21 protein-coding genes are annotated in these 20250 nt (G+C 53.7%); 15 read left to right on the top strand and 6 right to left on the bottom strand.

The genetic code is table 11. The annotated features are described in order from the left end of the window. Positions 1 to 26 precede the first annotated feature (26 nt). Positions 27 to 392 carry a resolvase gene (locus KV190_RS12745; RefSeq protein WP_460193773.1) on the bottom strand — a complete coding sequence of 122 codons (366 nt, stop codon included), beginning with the start codon at positions 390 to 392 and terminating at the stop codon, positions 27 to 29. A gap of 67 nt (positions 393 to 459) precedes the next feature. Continuing rightward, positions 460 to 2178, bottom strand: coding sequence for a DNA repair protein RecN (gene recN / locus KV190_RS12740; protein ID WP_460193771.1), 1719 nt, complete (start codon positions 2176 to 2178; stop codon positions 460 to 462). A gap of 154 nt (positions 2179 to 2332) precedes the next feature. On the opposite strand from recN, the gene crtR reads away from it, so the two are divergent. Genes crtR through KV190_RS12725 form a run of 3 tightly spaced genes read left to right on the top strand, consistent with a single transcriptional unit; the run spans position 2333 to position 5480 of the window. Then, positions 2333 to 3217, top strand: coding sequence for a beta-carotene hydroxylase (gene crtR / locus KV190_RS12735; RefSeq protein WP_460195289.1), 885 nt, complete (start codon positions 2333 to 2335; stop codon positions 3215 to 3217). A gap of 14 nt (positions 3218 to 3231) precedes the next feature. After that, a complete protein-coding gene (locus KV190_RS12730) occupies positions 3232 to 4191 on the top strand; it encodes an ABC transporter ATP-binding protein (protein ID WP_460193770.1) in 960 nt (319 codons plus the stop codon). A gap of 44 nt (positions 4192 to 4235) precedes the next feature. After that, a complete protein-coding gene (locus KV190_RS12725) occupies positions 4236 to 5480 on the top strand; it encodes an endo-1,4-beta-xylanase (protein ID WP_460193768.1) in 1245 nt (414 codons plus the stop codon). Here KV190_RS12725 and KV190_RS12720 read toward each other — a convergent pair. Continuing rightward, positions 5477 to 7129 carry an aldehyde dehydrogenase family protein gene (locus KV190_RS12720; protein ID WP_460193765.1) on the bottom strand — a complete coding sequence of 551 codons (1653 nt, stop codon included), beginning with the start codon at positions 7127 to 7129 and terminating at the stop codon, positions 5477 to 5479. The two genes, KV190_RS12725 and KV190_RS12720, sit on opposite strands and share 4 nt — an antisense overlap. A 158-nt stretch (positions 7130 to 7287) precedes the next feature. Between KV190_RS12720 and sufC the strand changes: the two genes are divergently transcribed. Both sufC and sufD read left to right on the top strand, forming a co-directional pair. Beyond that, complete coding sequence (sufC, locus tag KV190_RS12715) at positions 7288 to 8070, top strand: Fe-S cluster assembly ATPase SufC (protein ID WP_460193763.1); 783 nt, start codon at positions 7288 to 7290, stop codon at positions 8068 to 8070. Next, complete coding sequence (sufD, locus tag KV190_RS12710) at positions 8067 to 9353, top strand: Fe-S cluster assembly protein SufD (RefSeq protein ID WP_460193760.1); 1287 nt, start codon at positions 8067 to 8069, stop codon at positions 9351 to 9353. The genes sufC and sufD overlap by 4 nt, the downstream gene beginning before the upstream one ends. Positions 9354 to 9377: 24 nt before the next feature. Here sufD and KV190_RS12705 read toward each other — a convergent pair whose 3' ends face one another. Then, positions 9378 to 9557, bottom strand: a complete 180-nt coding sequence (locus KV190_RS12705) for a helix-turn-helix domain-containing protein (RefSeq protein ID WP_460193759.1) — start codon at positions 9555 to 9557, stop codon at positions 9378 to 9380. Between the two features lie 515 nt (positions 9558 to 10072). Next, a complete protein-coding gene (gene fldA / locus KV190_RS12700; RefSeq protein WP_460193756.1) occupies positions 10073 to 10585 on the bottom strand; it encodes a flavodoxin FldA in 513 nt (170 codons plus the stop codon). 456 nt (positions 10586 to 11041) lie between these two features. On the opposite strand from fldA, the gene KV190_RS12695 reads away from it, so the two are divergent. After that, a complete protein-coding gene (locus tag KV190_RS12695; protein ID WP_460193755.1) occupies positions 11042 to 12061 on the top strand; it encodes an RNA-guided endonuclease InsQ/TnpB family protein in 1020 nt (339 codons plus the stop codon). A gap of 157 nt (positions 12062 to 12218) precedes the next feature. Here KV190_RS12695 and KV190_RS12690 read toward each other — a convergent pair whose 3' ends face one another. Beyond that, positions 12219 to 12581 carry an MGMT family protein gene (locus KV190_RS12690; RefSeq protein ID WP_460193754.1) on the bottom strand — a complete coding sequence of 121 codons (363 nt, stop codon included), beginning with the start codon at positions 12579 to 12581 and terminating at the stop codon, positions 12219 to 12221. A gap of 332 nt (positions 12582 to 12913) precedes the next feature. On the opposite strand from KV190_RS12690, the gene KV190_RS12685 reads away from it, so the two are divergent. The 9 genes from KV190_RS12685 (at position 12914) to KV190_RS12645 (ending at position 20231) form a co-directional block, all read left to right on the top strand. Then, the gene (locus KV190_RS12685; RefSeq protein ID WP_460193753.1) at positions 12914 to 13651 is read left to right on the top strand and encodes a V4R domain-containing protein; all 738 of its coding nucleotides are present in this window, start codon (positions 12914 to 12916) and stop codon (positions 13649 to 13651) included. Next, positions 13632 to 14207, top strand: a complete 576-nt coding sequence (locus KV190_RS12680) for a hypothetical protein (RefSeq protein ID WP_460193751.1) — start codon at positions 13632 to 13634, stop codon at positions 14205 to 14207. Before KV190_RS12685 ends, KV190_RS12680 begins: the two co-directional genes overlap by 20 nt. Positions 14208 to 14216: 9 nt before the next feature. Further along, a complete protein-coding gene (locus tag KV190_RS12675; RefSeq protein WP_460193749.1) occupies positions 14217 to 14702 on the top strand; it encodes a phycobilisome protein in 486 nt (161 codons plus the stop codon). 56 nt (positions 14703 to 14758) lie between these two features. Further along, positions 14759 to 15430, top strand: coding sequence for a V4R domain-containing protein (locus tag KV190_RS12670; RefSeq protein ID WP_460193748.1), 672 nt, complete (start codon positions 14759 to 14761; stop codon positions 15428 to 15430). Positions 15431 to 15480: 50 nt separating this feature from the next. After that, a complete protein-coding gene (locus KV190_RS12665) occupies positions 15481 to 15963 on the top strand; it encodes a 2Fe-2S iron-sulfur cluster-binding protein (protein WP_460193747.1) in 483 nt (160 codons plus the stop codon). A 38-nt stretch (positions 15964 to 16001) separates the two neighbouring features. Continuing rightward, positions 16002 to 16802 (top strand): tetratricopeptide repeat protein, encoded by an 801-nt coding sequence (locus tag KV190_RS12660; RefSeq protein ID WP_460193746.1) that lies wholly within the window; start codon positions 16002 to 16004, stop codon positions 16800 to 16802. Positions 16803 to 16896: 94 nt separating this feature from the next. Continuing rightward, positions 16897 to 18687: a serine/threonine-protein kinase gene (locus tag KV190_RS12655; RefSeq protein WP_460193744.1), complete on the top strand. Its 1791-nt coding sequence runs from the start codon at positions 16897 to 16899 to the stop codon at positions 18685 to 18687. A 42-nt stretch (positions 18688 to 18729) separates the two neighbouring features. After that, positions 18730 to 19698 (top strand): SWIM zinc finger family protein, encoded by a 969-nt coding sequence (locus KV190_RS12650; protein WP_460193743.1) that lies wholly within the window; start codon positions 18730 to 18732, stop codon positions 19696 to 19698. After that, positions 19695 to 20231, top strand: a complete 537-nt coding sequence (locus tag KV190_RS12645) for a hypothetical protein (RefSeq protein WP_460193741.1) — start codon at positions 19695 to 19697, stop codon at positions 20229 to 20231. Before KV190_RS12650 ends, KV190_RS12645 begins: the two co-directional genes overlap by 4 nt. Positions 20232 to 20250 lie beyond the last annotated feature (19 nt).

The raw sequence follows: 20250 nt of genomic DNA, 5'->3' as shown, positions 1-20250 counted from the left end.
AAATGAAACAGACGTATTATACCTGCCTAGCTTCCTAGTAACTTCTCCACCCGCTCTAGAACCTCGCGAATGTGCTTTAATTCCCCGAGAATTTCCTTGAGGAGATCATCGGTGGGATTGGGGGGCGTCGTCTTTAATTCCACTTGGAGGGTAGTAATGCCCATTACGTCACGGGCAAAGCGAGCCACTTCATTGGGGTGAAACAGCAGCGGTTCACGACGGCTTTTGCGATGCTCTGGATTGAGACGTTGGGGATCAAAGGGGGGATTAATGGTTTCATTATTGGTATTGACATAACGATAAATAGACGCACGGGAGCGGCGGAGAGTTTGCTGCACCTGATCAATGGTCATTAACTCATCCCCCCCCGTAGGATAGGAAGAACGCTGCATTGAGAATGGCCAAACGGTAATGTTGCTATCAAACTTATTTTACTGTAAGGATGTAGCGATCAACCCGTCAAGTTTTCATGCTAATTCCTTCGGCGTTGGGCGGCAAGGGGCGTTGTTGCTGTGCCAACAGGCCGCTAGCAAATGAGAGTGCCATCGCCGAGCGATCGCCCCCCGCTAAATCCGCAAGGGCTTGGACACGTGCCTCATCGCTTAAGTATTGCACACGAATTACCGTTGTGGCGGTACTGGGGTCAATGTCCTTTTGCACCAAATAGTGGTGATCAGCCGCTGCCGCAATCAAGGATTGATGGGTAACGCACAACACCTGATGGGTTTGCCCCAATCGGCTTAAACTCTCGGCGATCGCCCCGGCGACGCGGCCGGAGACCCCGACATCAATTTCATCAAAAATCAACGTTTTCGGTGTTTGCTGTGTCGTCAAGCAGGTCTCCAACGCCAGTAAAAATCGACTCATTTCACCGCCAGAGGCAATCTCCCCGAGGGGTTGCAGGGGTTGACCGGGGTTGGCACTCCAGAGAAAGGTAATCTCATCACTGCCGCTACTACTGGCTTCCGTGGTCGTTAACTGCACCGTAAAACGGGCTTGGGGAAGTCCAAGGGGGCAAAGGTGGGTCAGGAGGTCTTGTTCTAGGCGTTCGGCTGCCTTTTGCCGCAATTCATGGAGGTGCTCGCTGGCCTGCTCAAGGACTTGCCGCAGTTGGGCAACTTCTGCTTCTAGGTGCTCTTGGCTAGTAGAGGCATCCCTGAGGGCAGCTAATTCTGCTTGGATGCGATCGCGATAGGCAATGACACTGGCCAAATCAGGACCATACTTGCGACACAGGCGTTGTAATTGGTGAATGCGCTGACCTAGGGCATCGAGTGTGGCTGGATCGGCATCGAGGCGATCAGCATAACTGCGCAGTTGGCGAGCGGCTTCTTCGGTGTGGGCGATCGCCCCCTCTAACAATTCGCTCATCGGCTGAAGCGCTGGATCCCAGTCGGCAATGGATTGCAGTGCCCCTTGGGCTTGGGCTAGTAACGTCACCACACTGGGTTCCCCTTCGTAGAGGAGGTGATAGGCCTGTTGGCTTTGGCTTTGCAGTTCCTGTACATGGCTGAGGCGTTGGTAGTCCTGTTGCAATTGGGTTAGTTCTGCAGGGTCTTCTAGGGCAGCCGGCAGCAGTTCTTGGAGTTGAAAGTGCAGTAAGTCGAGTCGCTGGAGCCGTTGCTGTTCCTGAGCGGCAAAATCCTGCAATTCCCGTTGCCGTTGTTGCCATGCCCGATAAGCGTCTGCCACCCGTTGCCGCTGGGTCATTAAGGCCTCGCCCCCATAGCGATCGAGCCAATCCCGCTGTTGAGAGGTGCTGGCCAGTTGTACTGCCTGTCCCTGAGCTGTCAGGCGCACAAGGTGCCGCCGCAATTCCTGAAGTTGTTGGCGATTCACGAGCACACCATTGACGCGGCTGCGACTGCGAAAGGTCTCCCCCTTGAGACTAAACTCGCGGCTACAAATTACCTCATCCCCTTCAGCATCAATTTCTAGGGTGGCCAGCCAGTCTCTCACTGGGGGGGTCAGGGTGAAAATGGCTTCGATACAGCCTTGCTCTGTCCCCGATCGCAATTGCCGTGCCGAGAGCTTCCCCCCAAGGAGGGCATCAATAGCATCGAGGAGGATTGACTTGCCTGCCCCAGTTTCCCCCGTGAGGACATTTAACCCCGGCTGAAAGGTCACCTCTAGCTCCGCAACGAGGGCAAAGTTCTGAATCCGCAGCGTTTGTAGCATTGTGGCTCCACTAGAGCAACGGTTCTAGGGCCATCCTTGAGAAAAGGGCGGTGACCCACTTTTGGGATCGTGCGACTTGATTTTGTACCGCTGATTAGCCTACATAGTATGAAGGTAACATTTTGCAACAATGTGAGGAGCGACCGCGCGGATGATCACGGAGGCAGCGATCTCGGCCACGGTTCCCAAGGAATTTTTAGGTCCCCCAGTGGGCTTTAATCCCACCTTAGTGATGTTTTTTGCCGCATTTGCGATCGCCATTCTATCCACTTGGGGCTACTTTCAGGGTCACTGGCCGGGCTGGGTCTCATTTGTGGCCAATATGCTGGCCTTGCACCTCATGGGCACAGTGATCCACGATGCCTCCCACAATGTTGCCCACAGTAACCGCATCATGAATGCGATCATGGGTCATGGCAGTGCCCTCATGTTGGGGTTTGTTTTCCCGGTCTTTACCCGCGTGCACATGCAGCACCATGCCCATGTCAATGATCCGGAAAACGATCCCGACCATTACGTTTCCAAGGGGGGACCGCTGTGGCTGATTGCACCTCGCTTTTTCTACCATGAGGTGTTCTTTTTTAAGCGGCAGCTTTGGCGGAAGTACGAACTCCTCGAGTGGTTTCTCAGTCGCTTGACGCTGGTGGGCATTGTCACCTTTGCGGCGTTTAATGGTTATTTAGACTACGTGCTCAACTATTGGTTTTTGCCCGCTGGGGTGGTGGGTCTGATGTTGGGGCTATTTTTTGACTATTTTCCCCATCGTCCCCATACTGAGCGCGATCGCTGGCACAATGCGCGGGTCTATCCCAGCCGCCTCCTAAACATTCTCATTTTTGGCCAAAATTATCACCTCATCCACCATCTCTGGCCGAATATCCCTTGGTACAAAGTGCAGCCAGCCTACTACGCCGTCAAACCCCTCCTCGATGCCCACGGCTGCAAACAAACCCTTGGTATATTGGAACCAGGGAATTTCTTGCCCTTTCTCTATGATGCTTTGGTGGGTTTGCATTTCCATCGCCCTCGTTCTTCCTGAGGTGAATCCCCGGTATGGTGACTGACGCTGCGGGCGATCGCCCCCCTGTGGTGGCGGTTGAGAACTTACAAAAGTCCTACCGTAGCGGATTTTGGCTGCGGACAGTGCTCACGCCCCTCAAGTCCGTTTCGCTGCAAGTGCACCAAGGGGAAACCTTTGGCCTGCTGGGGCCTAATGGTGCCGGTAAAACCACCCTACTGAAGATTCTCTTGGGGCTGGTGCAACCCAGTGCCGGTCAGGGTACGCTGTTGGGACATCCCTTGGGCGATCGCGCCGTGCGACAGCGGATTGGTTACCTGCCTGAAAACCCCTACTTTTACGACTATTTAACCGCTTGGGAGTTCCTAGAGTTTACGGCAGGACTCTTTGGCCTCAGTGCTGCCACCCGCAAGGAACGCATTCCTCTACTGTTGGAAATGGTGGGCCTCAACCTCAAGGATGCCCGCAAAAAGCAAATGCGCCGCTACTCGAAGGGGATGGTGCAGCGGGTGGGGTTGGCGCAGGCCCTGATTAACGATCCTGAAGTGGTCTTTTTGGACGAACCCATGTCCGGTCTCGACCCCCTTGGCCGCTACCAAATTCGCGAGATCATTCTTTCCTTAAAACAGCAGGGCAAGACCATCTTCTTTAATAGCCATGTCTTGGCGGATGTCGAGGCCATTTGCGATCGCATTGGCATTTTGGCGCAAGGGCAACTGATTTGCGCAGGCGGTGTGGATGAACTCCTTGGCAGTAGCGAAGCTTACCATGTGGTGGGCAAAGGGGGTCATGTGGATGGCCTTCAGGAATGGCTCTATTCCTTAGAAATTCAGGGCGATCGCTGGCAAGGAGTGATCAAAATTCCCCTACAACGCTTTCTCACCCTTGTTGAAGAAATGGGGGGCAAAATCCTCCAACTGCGCCTTGCTCGCCCCACCCTAGAAGAGTTTTTTGTGGAACAACTGCGCCAACAGGGGATTCAAGTGACCCATTAGGGATGCAATCCCTCTGAAGTTCTCGTTACAAAAGGTCATCATCGATGCTGAACTGGCGCCGTTTTCTCTGGTTGAGTTGCTTGGCCGCTCTTTTAGTGGTTGCCTGCGGTACCTCTGCCTCTTCTGTGGCCACTGATGCCCTCAGCCAGAAAATTGAGCAGTTGCGACAGGCGCCCCTTACTGTCGTCGTTGAGGATGCCCAAGGCCGTCCGATTCCCAATGCCCGCGTCCAACTGGTGCAGCAAAGCCACGCCTTCCCCTTTGGTGTTGCCCTCGACACGGAGATGTTTCGCCCCAGCCCACCCCCGGCGGCCCCTTGGTACAAGCAGACGGCTCAGACAAACTTCAATGCTGCCGTCCATGAAAATGCCCTCAAATGGTATCAATTGGAGCCAGAGCAGGGCAAGCTGGACTTTACCATGGCTGACACTATCTTCAACTGGGTGCAGGCGCAGGGCTGGCCAATGCGGGGGCATACTCTCTTTTGGGAAGTGGAGCAGTTTAATCCCCCTTGGTTGAAGGCGCTACCACCGGAGCAATTGCGCGCAGCGGTGAAAAATCATGCCATTACCGTCTGTCGCCACTATCGCGGTCGCATCAATGAGTTTGATGTCAATAATGAAATGCTCCATGGCAATTTTTTTCGTAGTCGTCTCGGTGAGGGCATTGTCAAGGAGATGTTTGAATGGTGCCGTGAGGGCAATCCCAATGCGATTCTCTATGTCAATGACTACGGCATCATTGAGGGCGATCGCCTGAACGACTATGTTGAGCAGATTCGGAGTCTCTTGGCGCAAGGGGTTCCCATTGGCGGTATTGGTATTCAAGCCCATCTGGAATATCCCTTGGATGAGGCCAAAATGCAGCGTGCCCTTGATACCCTTGCCCAGTTCAATCTGCCCTTGAAAATTACGGAAGTGAGTGTGAGTTTGGCGGACGAACAACAACAAGCCCAGACCCTGCGCCAGATTTACCGCATTGGTTTTGCCCACCCCGCAGTGCAGGAAATTTTACTTTGGGGCTTTTGGGCGGGGAACCATTGGCGTCCCCAAGCCGGACTCTATCGCCAAGACTTTTCCGCCAAGCCAGCGGCGATCGCCTACCGTAAACTCCTTTTTGAGGACTGGTGGACAAGGGTGACTGGTCAAACCAATGCCCAAGGCCAATGGCAAGGACGCGGCTACCTTGGTCGCTATCGTTTAACAGTGACAGCCCAAGGCCAAACCCGCACACAGGAGTTGACCCTGCCCCAAGGGGGGACAACCGTCACCGTTCGGCTGTCAGCCTAGCCCCGCATCGCCGCCATCAAAAGGGACAGCCAACCCAAGGGATTGCCGCCAGCGTAAATGTCTATGACCGCCTGAGCCAGTTGGGGTAGGCTGCGATGGCCGTAGAACCAAGGGGGCGTCACCGGTAAATGGAAGGGAACCCGCACCACAGCTTTTTCGGGATAGTCAAACAGGAAGCTATTGTGCACCACGCCCACCCCAGAGCCAATCGCCGCCGGTGTATGTCCGGGAAAGGCCCCCCAAGGGGTACAGCCCAACCCATAGGCTAAGGAAACCCAGGCATTGATGGCAATGGAACCGTAGCGCAGTTGGGCGATCGCCTGCTCCAGCGCTTCTGCATGGCTGGCCTCAGTACGCGGATCAATGATTAGACTACAGCCGAGGGTACCCCAAAGTCGCTCATTGACAAAGGGTACAGCAGTGGCGAGGTAGGCGGCAGCATCACTCACGGGCAATTGCACCTCGGCCAACAGACCACAAAAGACCTCTTCTTGGAAAATGCGGGGATTGGCCGTCGGGGTGAGGCCTTCAATCAGGGTCCAAGGAATCGTGCCTTCGACAGCGGGACTCAGCACCGTGGCTTGGGGATAATCCGCTAGAAACGACTCATAGCGGGCGATCGCCCCCGGATAGTAGGCAGGGCGGGGCGGAATCGCTTGCAGTTGTGCCTTCAGGGCATTGAGGAATGCTTCTCGCTGGGGCCATCCGGCAGCCGTGACGAGGATTTGCGCCCCAATGCAGTTAAAGCTGGCGTTATGGACAAGGGCACTGGCCACTTGGCGGGCTTGGTAGGTCAGTTCTGCGGCTGTCCATTCCCCGGGAACGATCAACAGGGGAGTGACATTTCCCAATTCCGCCGTCACGGGTTTGGTTAGCTTGCGTTGTTGGCGGGCTTTGCGAATGGCCTGCTCCGCCGCCGTTTCTCCCCAAACAAGGCGATTATAGGTGTGGTGGGAACCGGTAATGTGAATGTGCTGCGTCAACGGATGATGGCAGAGGGCTTCCCCTAGGGCGGCATCTCCTTCCACAATCTCAAGGAAACCCGCCTCAATCAAGGGCGCACAAATCTTGCGAAAACAGTCCGTTAAGGGCGCCAAGAGGGGATTCATCTTCAGCAGTGCCACTCGATTGGCCGCCACCAGTTGATAGAGGGCATCCGCCAAGCACAATGATGTGGTGTTGCCAGCCCCCAGCACCACAGCAACTCCCGGCGGCGGTGGGTTACGGTAGGCACTGCCCTGACTGGTGGGTTGATCGGCTTGCAGCCAAACTTCGGCGTTCACCCCAAACCACAATAGCCGCTCTTGCCAATTGCGCGGCAGAATGTCAGCGATCGCCTGACCGGTGGGGGCGGTTCGCCAGCGGGGCACTGGGGGGGCGGCTTCGTGACGCAGGGCATAGAGATAGTGATCCAACTGGAGAATGAGTCCCAAAGGGCCTGTTGTCCACTCTTCCCCTGCCCAAACCCCTTGGGGATCAATGCCTTTGATTTGACAGGCCAAGTTCACCCATTCTGTAGCATGGCGACGGGCAAGGGTCTTCATCGCTTGGAGATAGCCCATGCGCTCTCGTGGTGCGAGGGATTGCCAGCGGCTGGCCTGCTGATGGAGACGTTCAAGTTCGGGAATTGTGGCTGTTGAGAGTGTCATAGCAGTTGGTTGCGTTGCTCCTGTGGGCATTAGTTAACAGCGGTGCCGGTTCTGGGCGTGCTGTTGTGCTCAATACTCCTCTGCCAAGAAACTCAATCGCGATCGCCAGCCCGCTGCGCTACATTAAAAAATTATGAACGATGCAAGGGAGGTAAGGCGTGATTCGTCCCGAGAGCGAAGTCATTTTAGAAGTGAGAGACTTGACGGCCAGTGTGGAGGACACCCCCATTCTCAAGGGCCTGAACTTGACGATTCGCGCGGGAGAAATCCATGCCATCATGGGGCCTAATGGCTCCGGCAAAAGCACCTTCTCCAAAATTCTCGCGGGTCATCCCGACTACACTGTAACCGGTGGCGAAGTGCTCTACAAAGGCAAAAATCTCTTGGACTTACCCCCTGAAGAGCGTGCCCGTGAAGGCGTCTTTCTGGCGTTTCAATACCCCCTTGAAATTCCGGGGGTGAGCAATCTCGACTTTTTGCGGGTGGCCTACAACGCCAAGCGTAAGCACCAAGGCCTCGACGAACTGGATGCCTTTGACTTTGATGATCTGGTGCGGCAGAAAATTGAACTGGTGAAGCTAGATGAAGGCTTCCTCAATCGCGGGGTAAATGAGGGTTTCTCTGGCGGTGAGAAAAAGCGCAACGAAATTCTGCAAATGGCACTCCTGGAGCCAACCCTTGCCATTCTTGATGAAACTGACTCTGGTCTTGATATTGATGCCTTGCGCATTGTTGCCAATGGCGTCAACCAACTTACTCGCCCCGATAACTGCATTCTCCTGATTACCCATTATCAACGGCTGCTGGACTACATCGTGCCCGACTATGTCCATGTGATGGAGGGGGGACGGATTATCCTCACTGGTTCGAAGGAACTGGCACTCGAACTCGAAGCACGGGGCTATGACTGGGTTCGTGAAGAGGAGGGGGCTGTATCATGACCATTACAGTCAACGCCAATTCTGATCAAGCGGATCTGCCCAAGGCCAGTCGCACGAATGAACTCAATGACCTATTAAACCTCGCACCGCCCCCGCGCCATGCTGAGTTGGAAGCACTCCGCCAAGCAGCCCGCGATCGCCTCCATGAGCAAACGTTGCCTACCCCCCGTGATGAGGACTGGCGCTTTACAGATTTATCGGCTTTACGTGCGCGAACCTTCCAAGCACCCATTGCCCCCCTCAATCCGGAAATTGTTGCCGAAGTGCGGCATCTGCTGTGCGAGCGCAGTTTTCCAACCGTTGCGCAAATTGTTCTGATTGATGGCTATTTTTGCGGAGAACTCTCCCGTGTGAATGCCGCTGGGGTTGAGCTATTGCCCCCTTCCCTGCCAGCGATCGCGCCGCCAGAGGTCTTTAGTGATCTCAATACAGCCATGCTGGCTGATCGCGTTTGCCTGCGTCTCACGGGGTCTCTGCCGGAACCAGTGGAAGTGTTTTGTGTCAGTAGTCGGCAGCAGCAGAGCGTTGTTTCACCCCGCCTCTCGGTTGAAGTGGCTGCCCACGGTCAAGCTACCCTGATTGAACGCTTTTTGTCCCTAACAGGCGATCAACAGTTTACCAACAGTGTCACGGAACTCTCCCTAGAGGTCAGTGCCCGCCTGCGCCATGTGCGAATTCAACACCAATCACCAACAGCGATTCACATTGGCTGTACAGCGGTGTGCCAAGCCCAAGACAGTGACTACGAGGGGCACGCCATTGATTTGGGGGGATGCTTGAGCCGCCACAATTGGCAGGTGCAGATCCAAGGTAGTGGCAGCCAGACAATTCTCAAAGGACTGGCGATCGCCATGGATAGCCAAATTATGGATACCCACTCGGCAGTGTTCTTTAATGCTCCCCATAGCGGCAGTGAACAGATTCACAAGTGCATTCTTGGCGATCGCGCCCACGGTATTTTTAATGGTCGCGTTGTTGTGCCCCAAGTAGCGCAGCTCACGGATGCTAGCCAACTCAATCGCACGCTGCTACTGTCCGACAAAGCCCGCGTGGATACCAAGCCCCAACTGGAAATTGTGGCTGACAACGTCAAATGCTCCCACGGTGCCACTGTCAGTCAACTGGCGGCAGAGGATATCTTCTATCTGCGCAGTCGTGGCCTTGATGAGCGCCAAGCGCGGGATTTACTGGTGAAGGCCTTTGCCCTTGAGCAACTGGTGGAGATTGAGCCAGACCCCCTGCGGCAGGAAATTGAAGAAGCGCTCTTGGCTAAATTACATTAAAACTGGTCTTTCTCTGTTGCGGGGTTAGCATTTCCCTAGGAGAATCAAGTGGCGATCTCGCCCCCAACATAGCCGTTGCTGCTGTACTAGTCGGTGGAGCAAGCGAGTTACAGTAACGCGGCTGATGCCTGTGTAGTGGGATAGTTGAGTATGGGTGAGCCGCACAGACAAGCGAACACCAGTGGATGTTTTAATGCCAATCATTTGAGCTAGCACAACTAACACTGCATACAATCGCTCTAAAGCACTGGGATAATGAACTGCCTTCAAAAAGAGATCACTATATTGCTGTCGATACTGCTGTCCTTGACAAATAAGTTCTTGCAAATCGGAAGACTGACGTAGCTCAGGGGATGTGAACGAAAGGAGGCGACTTGGGCTGAGGGCTTGTATTTCGTAACAAAGATGAGAGGAGCCGCAAACTGTCATTCCTGTGGTACCCAGTCCAACAAAGCAAAGATTACCGTCGCTGTCTACAAGATTAATCTCAAGGATGCCTGTTTGAATGAACCAAATGCGGTCGTGGAGTATAAGAGACGCCTTGGGGGATAGTTCAGAAACTTGGTAACTCTTACCTCTACTCGTGTAGAGATTAACTAGTGAGTTCAGAAGAACTGCCATTGCTGAAATACCAAAAGGTAATGATTATCATTATTAGTAACAGAGGCAACCCATCACTTACCCTGATTCAATGAGTTGCCCCAAAACCTCTAAAAGACCTATAGACCGAATTCTTTCTTGAGCTGCGTTACCCACTGCTGAATTCGTTGATCCGTCAGATCGGACTGGTTATCTTCGTCAATGAGCAGTCCCACAAACTGATCTCCCCGCAGCGCTTGGGATTCGTTGAATTCGTAGCCCGTAGTTGGCCAGTACCCTATGGTTACTCCACCGCGTTCACTGATTTTAGCCTCAAGAATACCAATGGCATCGCCAAAGTTATCGGGGTAGCCCACTTGATCCCCTGCACCAAAATAGGCAACCTTTTTGCCACTAAAATCAATGCTATCTAGCTCATCGTAAAAGCCATCCCAGTCAGCTTGGAGTTCCCCAACATTCCACGTGGGACAGCCGATAATTAGGCGATCGTAGGCCTCAAAGTCAGTAGGGTCGGCTGATGCAATATCGTAAAGTTGAACAGCGGCTATCTCGGCAAAAGCCGCTTGAATCTTTTCTGCAATCATTTGGGTGTTGCCTGTTTGGGTGCCGTAAAACAAGCCAATTGTTGCCATGGATAACATCCTCGTAACTGCTGTTGCATAGCGTTCTCCTAGGATGTTCTGAGGCGATCGGCAGACATTAGGAAGAACAAGAAGGTAATGTCCTCCTTTGCTTATTATTGCAAATTTATCTCAAATACGGCTCTTTTCTACCAAAATTCGCCGCAGTGCTCTGCCTATACCGCAAAGCGCTTAGGTAGTGGTGTAGGCCGTAGGCCGTGCGAAGCGGCGGCAGTCACTCAATCTCAGATGGTTGCTGGATAGATTGAGCTAGCACCGAAAATCGGGCGCGACTAATAGCTATCATCCACTCATGATCACCCTGACGTACGAGTACAAACTCAAACTAACCCAGCAGCAGGCCAAGCAGATCGACCACGATCTAGAAGTGTGTCGCCGAGTAATGATGCGCTGAGGGAACGCAAAGACTGGATTGCTTCGCGCAAATGTCTGGTTAACGCTTGCTCTGTGCATAGCGAGTACATCATCTCAGCGGATGCCCCCTATCCCAGCTTCAACGTGCAGTGCCAACGATTGACTCAAGCAAGGCAGACCAACCCTGATTTAGTGTCAGTTAACGCCCAAGCATTGCAGCAAGTCTTGAAGCGGCTAGACCAAGCGTTTGAGCGACGGCAGAAGTTGGGAGCCGGGTTTCCACGGTTCAAGAAACCTGGCCAGATGCGGTCATACGTTTTCCCCCAACTCGGCAAGCAACCATTGGCACCCGGACGAGTCAAGTTACCGAGTCTGGGCTGGGTGGCTATTCGTCAGTCTCGGCCTTACCCAGAGGGGTTTACCGCTAAGCAAGCGAGGGTGCTCAAACGCGCCTCTGGTTATTACCTGCTGCTGACGTTTCAGGCTGATATTGCCATCCCAGAGCCGCCATTGGGGGGTCATGTGGTTGGCGTCGATGTTGGCTTGGAATACTTTCTCTCCACCTCGGATGGGCTTCAACTCGCACGACCCAAGTTTTTCGTAGAGATGCAACGCAAGCTTCAATTGCTGCAACGCAGACTGAAGCGAAAACAGATTGGGTCAGCCAACTGGAAGAAGATTCAACGGAAGGTGGCGAAGCTGCATGAACAGATTGCCCGCACCCGCAGGGACTTTCACTTCAAGGTTGCCCACCAGCTTTGCGATTCCGCTGACGTGATTGTGGTTGAGGATTTGAATCTGATTGGCCTCAGTCGTGGGACTCTGGGCAAGCACATGCTGGATGCGGGTCATGGGCAATTCCTGAACGCGGTGTTGCCTTGGGTGGCCTGCAAGCGTGGCAAGGCGGTTGTCAAGGAGAAAGCAGCGGGCACCTCTCAAGAGTGTCCCAACTGTGGCGAAGCAGTCCGCAAAACGCTATCACTCCGTTGGCATGAGTATCCCTGTGGCTGTTCAATGCCTAGGGATATCGCCGCTGCATTCGTGTTGCGGAATCGATTGGCGGTGGGGCGCACCGTCTTGAAAACGCCCCTAGAGAGGTTCTGGCGGGGATGACTTTCGGGTCATCTAGTCAAGATTCTGTGAACGGGGAATCTCCTGCTATACGCCTAGCGTTAGCGGGATGAGCGTCAAAAAACCGCTAAAAAGCTTTTGTCTCAAGGGAAGCACATAGTAAGCGAAATTTCGAGGCGACTTGCCCTACCGCTGAGTTTTATGTCGAGATCAACGGCTCATCAACTATAACCGACGGTTGCCACTGGTAGCGCCTCAAGTTAATGCGATCGCCCTCCTCAAAAATAATCTCCTCTGCCTCTAGGCGCCAGCGCTGTAATTCATCCGTCCCTTGGCGTTGGGGCGCGTAGGAAATTTTGCCTTGGGCATTGACCACCCGATGCCACGGAATGTCAGAATTCGGTGCCACTTGATAAAGGGCATAGCCCACGTAGCGCGCATGCCGTGGCCAACCACACAGGGCGGCAATTTGGCCATAGGTAGCGACATATCCTACGGGGATTTGCTTCACCAGCCAATAAATTTTTTGTTGAAAGGTCAGCGCCTGCGTGTCTGTCTTCATAAGATTTCACATTTTAAGGCACATTCAACCCCTGTAAATCCGTATTCCTACGGAGGGAAGCATCAAAACGAACCACTTAGATTAAACATTAAGGGCGGTAACAGGATTACTAAATTCAATTAAGAACAACTGCCCCCGAAAAGATAAATCGGTCATGATTTAAGCAGCAGCAATGCTGAAGCAGGGGAGGGTGGAATTCTTTGCTTTGTGTTTAACCATGATGTGTTTCTAATCTAATTGCTTTTTGCTGAATGATTACCTCTATGCTTTTTTAACTTGAGTTTCCGATTGTCTTTGTCGATATTCTTGACCCTATTTGATGGAGTCGCCCTATGACCATGACCAGTTCCCGACCCCAAGCCACCGCTGGCGATCGCTACGGTGTTAACCATCTCCTGCGCAAAAAATACCCGAAACGCCACCATCACTACGCTTTTTGGGACTTCTTTCAATTCGATAGCGATCGCGGTACCTATACCGATTGGAACAATGCCCGTAACCTCCTAGTCACCGAAGACTTCATCATTGGCCTCATTGAAGGCCTTGAAGAGGAAGTTGGCCCTGCTTCCAGCGTCGTCATGTACAAAATTGGTGAAGAATGGGGACGCCGTGATGCCCGCTTTTTCCAAGAGTGGTTTCCCACGGAATATGGCTATGAGCAGGGGATCAAGCAAATGCGGCTCCCCTATGTCCTCGAAGCTTGGTGGTGGCCCTGCACAACCCAAGGCTGGGGCAACTGGGAAGTGGATCTCAGCGAGCAAAAACACGGCTTCATGTTTATCAATATCTTTGACTCTGTTGTGGCGCGTACCTTAGGGGACGTTGGCCGACCTGTGTGCCACCTCTACGCAGGACTCTTTGCCGGTTTCTTTAGTGGCCTGATTCAAAAAGAACTCAGTTGTATTGAAATCCAGTGCTACGCTATGGGAGAAACCTACTGCAAGTTCCTTCTCGGTAAGCAGGATCGCATTGATGCCGCTGCCTTCTGGCAAAACGAAGGAGCCTCCGCCAAAGATATTGAAAAACGGCTCCGCAGTGGAGAACTGGTCTATGAAAAACCTAAACGGTAATTGGCAACAGCAAGCCGTTGCTGAATTCTTTGAGGAACTGAACTGGCTGGGCTTGGTGCGCCCGCAGTCGGTGGCGGAAGCTGTGGTACTCAATTGGCAATCCCTGAAAGTTGGCGAATTTTGGCAGCGGGTCAATTGGCTGGGTCTTGAGGTCAAAGGGGCGATCGCCCCCACGAGTCCCACAGAATGGCCCAGCTACCGCGTCAAGGACTTCTTTGGTCACATGAACTGGGAAGGGATTGGGGTCATCTTGCCTGCGATCTCACCCCCGCCAGCGGAGGAAATGGCGGCTCCCCCCGTTGCTGCCCCTGCCACCCCTTGGGCTGCTTGGTCAGTAGAAACCTTCTTCCGCCAACTCAATTGGGAAGGGCGTCCGGATCAGGCCATTTCCCTCGAGCCGAGTCTGTGCCTCTGGCGCCTATCGGTCAAAGACTTCTGTGCCAGTCTGCCTTGGGCAGGTCAACCCGTGATTGCCCAAGTGAGCAAAGTAGAAGCGCCGCCCCCTGTCCCCGTCGAACCCGAAGTCACCCTCTCAGACTTATCAAACCTGTTTTAGGAGACCCCTATGCACACCGAGTTAATGAATCTCTACTACAAAGCCGAAGAAAACTACCTCAGCAATGTGGACATCAAAGTCTTCCGCCACCACATCGAGTCACTCCAGCAGCGGTTGAGTACCTATGAATTTCTGCGGGATCATGAAATTGAAATCTTTCAGCCCGTGGCCGACGCCCTGCAAAAGAAATACCCCACCGAAAATCCCCAAACCCTTGAGCAAGTATTGCGTCAAGCGATCGCCCTACTACGCTATGCCGCCATGGCAATGCTGCTGAATAACCCCGAGTTTTTGCAGCATCGGCTCCTCGAGTGGCTCACGGAAGTGGTCAGCGCCCACCAAACCCAAACCCTATGGAGCAGTTGCCATGAGCTTCTCAGTGCCCGCCTCAAGGAAATGCTTACTGACGCCGAGCAGGACTTAATTTTACCGCTGTTGGATCACGCCCAAGCGACCCTTGTGGGCTTGCCAGCGGTGGTCTCTGTCCACGCCTAGGTTAGGGTTGGAAGTCTGCTGAACGTGCTTGTTATGCCTACGAATGAGGATGTCCTATGATCTCCGTTGCTGATTTGGTCAAAGACCCCGTCATCCCCGGCAATTACTACGCTGCCGATGCCTATGTGCAGGGGGATTTTGAAGCGGGTCTGATTGAAAACCGCAAAGGTGCCCGTCTGATTGCCCTACCCGATATTTTGCTTCAAGCCATCTATGCCGGTCTCGATCAAGAAGTGGGGCAAGCCTGTGGGGTCGTGCTTTTTAACTGTGGTCGCTGGTGGGGTAAGAACTTTTATCGCCGCTTTGTCGAGGATGTCAGTGAGTACTATCGCCGTCCCCTTGCGGAAATGGAAATGGTGGAGTTTCTCCAGTGCCTCAAGGAATGCTGGAAGACCCACGGTTGGGGCACGATTGATCTCGATGTCAGCTTCTACCAACAGGGCTTTTTGGTGGTGAAAACGTGGGACTCCCCCTTTGCGGCGGCGGCTCCCAAAAATACGGGTCAGCCCCAATGCGCTGCTGAAGCGGGGATTTTAGAATCCTTCTTTAGCCAACTGACCGGTCGCGATCTCCACTGTGTGCAAACCGCCTGTGAAACCCTAGGGGCAACCAGTAACCTCTTTGTCTTGGGCTTGCGGGAGCGGGTCGAACCAGCCAAGGCTTGGCTGCAAGAGGGACAGGATCATGACACGATTATGGAGCGGCTATGTCGCGCTCAAGCCGCTTGAGTATGATCCTAAAGTAACTCTCTATGCGTCATTAAAAGGAGAAAAGAGCAGTGGCCAAAGTTGTCAAACTTGAACCCATCTCGCGGGAAACCACGATTAATACCAATGACAATTTGCTGTCTGCTCTATTGGACTCTGAACTCCATGTGCTCAAGGAGTGTGGCGGGCGCGGGATGTGTGCCACCTGCCATGTCTATATCAAAGAGGGGATGGAGAGCCTCTCCCCGATCAATAAGCGTGAGCAACGCACCCTTGAGGTGATTACAACAGCGAATGCCACCTCTCGCTTGGCCTGTCAGGCACGGGTACTGGGGTCGGGGGTGGTGGTGGAGCTACCCTCAGGGATGTATGTCAACGCGGTTGAAGATATTGAGTCTTTGATTGGGCGGCGGGCTGAGCAGGATATTTTGCACCCCCTCGATGGCCGCGTCTTGGTGGAGGCGGGCAAGCTGATTACCCGCACGATGATTACACAGTTGAAAGATACCCAAGTGCAGGTGGGGCAATATCTCGCCAATACGTCGGATGCCTAACCAACCATTTCATTTTCATCCTCAGGGAGGCACCATTTATGGAAGACCGTAGTTTGAATTCCCATGACACGCCATCTCGCAGGGGGCTAGCACCCCTAGAATGGGGCGCAACAGGGTTAACGGTTGTGTTGTCAGTGGCGGCGGCTGCGACCCAACAGGCCATTTTGACAGCGATCGCCCCTTTGCCCCTTTCGTTGGCGGTGGGCTTAAACTTAGTGAGCCGTAAAAAACTAGATGACCAGTTCCAAGCCTTTGTGCAGCAACAGGAGACCAAAATTGCTGAACTAGTGGCCTCCCAAGGGCAGCAGCAGTCAGAGTTGGGCAGCCTTACCCTTGCCCTGAGTCAGGTGCGCGATCGCCTTGAGGATGTGCAGAAACAGGTCATGCAACTCAACCAAGGGGCACGGGATCTCCACGACTACACCCGCATTCTTGACACCGAGCAAAAACAAATTGAAGAAGTGCTGGATTGCTTGCGGGAAATCGAGAAAAATACCCAAGTGATCCAAGTGGATCCCAGCCATGCCAAGGCCTACTACAATCGCGGTCTGACCCATCAGCGTCTAGGGGATGCCGAAGCGGCGATTCTCGACTACTCCGAAGCCATTCGCATTAATGAGAACTATGCTAAGGCCTACCACAATCGCGGTGTTGCCCGCTCCACCCTTGGCGATCGCAAGGGAGCAGTAGAGGATTTGCGCACAGCGGCGAGGCTGTTCTTTGAACAAGGGGACATTAGCAGTTATCAGCGGGCACGGGATCTGGCCAAGCGTATCCATGAAGTGGGGAGTATTGAACAGGACAATAAAGAGGTGCCCTTAGAAATCCTCTTCTCCTAGGGGACAATTCATTTTGCTGCTGACTCTGCATTGACAGGGGCGAGATCCCGAATCATTCTGAGAAATGTTTTTCGTTGATGGTTGAGGCTCATTGTTGGCCACGGCTCGTGCTGCCCAAACCTCCCGTTACCGACTGGTGGATCTAGCCGGTCAAGGCCAGTACGGACAAGTTTATCTGGCGGTCAATCGCGAGTCGGGTGACCTTGTGGCAATTAAGGTGCTCAACGAGCGGCAATTGCTGACCCGTGGCTTTTTGCGGGAATTGAATTTTCTCCTGACGCTTCAGCATCCCCATGTGGTGGGCTGTCAGGCGATTGACTATATTCGCGTGCACCATAGCCCCCAAGTGAGCCGCAGTTTGGTAATGGACTATTGTGCCGGGGGGACATTGCGATCGCTCCTAGAGCAAGAACAGGCCTTACCCCTGACCACTGCTTTGCGCCTCATATTGGATGTGCTGGCAGCCTTGGCCTATGCCCATCATCGCGGCATTCTCCACTGCGATCTCAAACCGGAAAATATCCTGCTGGAGGTGACTGCTACGGGCTGGCAGGCAAAGGTGTCCGATTTTGGTGTCGCACGCCTCATTGAGGATGTCAAGGGCAGCGGTCAAACGGGATCCCCTGCCTATATGGCGCCGGAGCGTTTCTATGGTCAGACGATGCCCGCTTCGGATCTCTATGCAGTGGGGATTCTGATGTACGAGATGATCGTTGGCGATCGCCCCTTCCACGGCACACCTGCTGAACTCATGGCTGCCCACCTCAGCCGACCCTATACCCTGCCTGAGGGACTGCCCTTTCTGGTGCGGAGCATTATTGCTAAAGCGTTGGATAAACTCCCGCAGCGCCGCTATAAAAGTGCAGCGGAAATGACGATGGCGGTGCAACTAGCCCTAGAGGTGATCGAAGCAGAGCGTCACGAGCAGCCGCTACTGTTTTCGAGGTCACCGGCGGCGGTTTGGCTGGGGGAACCTCAAGGCTATTCTTTAGCGATACTGCCCCAACAGGTTGCCAGTACAGCCACAAAGTTCTATGGGGTGGTGGGCGATCGCCTCTGGGCTTGGCAAGCTGGGGAGACTGTTCCCGAAGCGATGGGTCAATGGCCGCTACCACCGCTGCCCATTCAACTCTATGGCGGTGAAGTCAGTGCTTGGCTGCGAATCAATGTGCTGCCGCCGCAGCTTTTCTGCATCCATGACCAGCTTATCCCCCTAGACTGTCATCTTCGCTCTACTCTGAACCGCTTAGCCATTGACACCACTGGTTATTGGTGTGCAGAAACCCAGATTGATAGTGCAGCAGCGGAATTACAGCTTCATGTTCAACTGATCAATGGTCAAGGGCAGCGGACTCTCCGTTGTGGATGGCAGGGACAGACGTTTGTGGATACCCTTCTCCTCAATCGTCGCTATGGCGTGGTGATTGGTCGATCGCAACATCCTGAGACGGAACATGCCACCACCCATTTTCAACTCTTTGACCGCCGAGGACACTGGCGGCTATCCACCCAACTGCCTGCCCACCTGACATTGTTTACCCCGGCCCACCACCAGCCATGGCAACTAGCGGCATTTGAAGATCATCCACAGCAACCTCTATTGATGCTCCTGCATTTGCGGCCTTGGCGGATTCAACGCTTGGGGCTGCGGTTTCGTCCCCAATTTCTCTGTGCGACGCCTTGGGGCTATGTGGTGGCGGGTCGCCATAGTTTGAATTTAGTGACCCACAGTGGTGAAATTGTCGGCACGGCTGAAAGTGAACAGGCGATTGATGGCCTCGGCTTTACGGGCGATCGCCACCTTTGGTTGATTCGCCACTACCAAGACAAGTACGTGATCCAAACGTGGGACATTACCACCTGGGAAATTGACCTCATCCTCTAGGCCAGCAACCTATGATAGAAAGAATAGCCGTGGGATATGCCCATGAAACAGCCTCAGATTCTCAAAATTACCCGCAAAGCGGCCAGTCTTAAACAAAAGCAAAAGCAGCAGTCCTCTCCCGCCACCCCTGATGTTACGGCGACAACGGTAGCCTCTGAACCCGTCGTTGAGGTCGCAGCGGGCGATCGCGACAGTGCTCAAGGGCGCCAACATTGGTGGAGTGAACGCTGGATTGGTGTGCTAGAGTCCTTTGGCTGGCGCCGCCGCCTAGAGCGGGCACGCAATTATGTCCGTGAAGGACGAGTTCTCACCCTGGAATTCAAGGGCAACCAAGTCCATGCCCAAGTTCAAGGCACGGCTCCCGAACCCTATCAGGTCAAACTGCATTTGGATGCCTTTAGTGAAGAGCAGTGGCAATATGCCATTGATGGCATGGCACAAAAAGCCTTCTATGCCGCGAAGCTCCTAGCGGGTGAACTGCCCCCCAGTATTGAAGAAGTCTTTACCCAAGCTGGACTGAGTTTATTTCCCTTTACCAAGTTCGATATCCATAGCCGCTGCAATTGCCCTGACCCGGTGAATCCCTGCAAACATATTGGCGCAGTCTATTACTTGCTGGGGCAATACTTCAACGAAGACCCCTTTTTACTCTTTCAATTGCGGGGCAAAACCAAAGATGAGATTCTCCAACGCCTGCGCCACTATCGGGCAACGGCGACTACCCCCTCTATGGTGCCCACCCCCCCACCCCTCTATGAGCCGCCGAAAACCGATGCTCCCTTTTGCCAATATCGTCAGCCCCTACCGCCAGAGTTAGTGGTGCTTGTCCCCAGTGGTCAACCCCATGCGGTGCTTTCAGTGTTACCCCCCTTTCCCCATGAGGTTCCCAGTGAAGTGGCGCAGTTAATGGCCACCCTAGAGCAGATGTACAGCAGTGCCAGTCTTGCCGCCTGTCAGTTGGCGATGAGTGAACCGCCGAGAGCAGATGGCCGAGCGGAACCTGAGCCATGAAACCCAACCAGTATGACCGTCACGGCGAAAATCTCAAACGTGGTCTCAAGGCAGAGGACGCCTTCTTAGAGCTGGCCCGCAAGCAGGGATTTCAAGTTCACCCCGCGAGCGAAGCTGCTGATATCCATGAGCACTGGGACTATTTCTTGACCAAGGGGAATGCGTCCCTGAAAGTGGACATCAAGGCAGTCAAGAAGATTCAACGGCAAGACCCGCAGCCCCAAGATCAATACACTTGGATAGAGTTGCAGGGGGTCCGTGATCAAGGTTGGTTGTTTGGCGGTTACTCAGACTATATTGCCTTTCAAACGTTGAACTCATTTATTTTGGTGCAGCGCGCAGCACTGATAGCGTTCGTGCAAAAGAATGTCGATCCCGCCGTTCAAGTGACCCAACCTACAGATGCCCTAAAAAAACATCAAGGCAAATATCCTGTGTACGGTCGCTCAGGGCGGAGCGATCGCCTCATCTTGGTTGAAACCGATATTCTAAGACAGCTTCCGGGCAGTATCGAGTGGCTCAATCCCCAGTAAATTCGCCCTTTTCCCCAAT

It is taken from the genome of Thermosynechococcus sp. FA-CM-4201 (genome assembly GCF_054689355.1).
Note: the sequence above shows the minus strand (reverse complement) of the source record. Positions and strands in the feature narration are given on the sequence as shown.

What these genes read in the sequence shown, in the direction of transcription:
- KV190_RS12745 (WP_460193773.1), bottom strand. Translation starts at nt 392, where the DNA reads ATGCAGCGTTCTTCCTATCCTACGGGGGGGGATGAGTTAATGACCATT.
- KV190_RS12660 (WP_460193746.1), top strand. Translation starts at nt 16,002, where the DNA reads ATGGAAGACCGTAGTTTGAATTCCCATGACACGCCATCTCGCAGGGGG.
- KV190_RS12725 (WP_460193768.1), top strand. Translation starts at nt 4,236, where the DNA reads ATGCTGAACTGGCGCCGTTTTCTCTGGTTGAGTTGCTTGGCCGCTCTT.
- KV190_RS12675 (WP_460193749.1), top strand. Translation starts at nt 14,217, where the DNA reads ATGCACACCGAGTTAATGAATCTCTACTACAAAGCCGAAGAAAACTAC.
- KV190_RS12690 (WP_460193754.1), bottom strand. Translation starts at nt 12,581, where the DNA reads ATGAAGACAGACACGCAGGCGCTGACCTTTCAACAAAAAATTTATTGG.
- KV190_RS12730 (WP_460193770.1), top strand. Translation starts at nt 3,232, where the DNA reads ATGGTGACTGACGCTGCGGGCGATCGCCCCCCTGTGGTGGCGGTTGAG.
- KV190_RS12645 (WP_460193741.1), top strand. Translation starts at nt 19,695, where the DNA reads ATGAAACCCAACCAGTATGACCGTCACGGCGAAAATCTCAAACGTGGT.
- KV190_RS12685 (WP_460193753.1), top strand. Translation starts at nt 12,914, where the DNA reads ATGACCATGACCAGTTCCCGACCCCAAGCCACCGCTGGCGATCGCTAC.
- KV190_RS12705 (WP_460193759.1), bottom strand. Translation starts at nt 9,557, where the DNA reads ATGATTGGCATTAAAACATCCACTGGTGTTCGCTTGTCTGTGCGGCTC.
- fldA (WP_460193756.1), bottom strand. Translation starts at nt 10,585, where the DNA reads ATGGCAACAATTGGCTTGTTTTACGGCACCCAAACAGGCAACACCCAA.
- KV190_RS12650 (WP_460193743.1), top strand. Translation starts at nt 18,730, where the DNA reads ATGAAACAGCCTCAGATTCTCAAAATTACCCGCAAAGCGGCCAGTCTT.
- recN (WP_460193771.1), bottom strand. Translation starts at nt 2,178, where the DNA reads ATGCTACAAACGCTGCGGATTCAGAACTTTGCCCTCGTTGCGGAGCTA.
- sufD (WP_460193760.1), top strand. Translation starts at nt 8,067, where the DNA reads ATGACCATTACAGTCAACGCCAATTCTGATCAAGCGGATCTGCCCAAG.
- KV190_RS12670 (WP_460193748.1), top strand. Translation starts at nt 14,759, where the DNA reads ATGATCTCCGTTGCTGATTTGGTCAAAGACCCCGTCATCCCCGGCAAT.
- KV190_RS12720 (WP_460193765.1), bottom strand. Translation starts at nt 7,129, where the DNA reads ATGACACTCTCAACAGCCACAATTCCCGAACTTGAACGTCTCCATCAG.
- KV190_RS12680 (WP_460193751.1), top strand. Translation starts at nt 13,632, where the DNA reads ATGAAAAACCTAAACGGTAATTGGCAACAGCAAGCCGTTGCTGAATTC.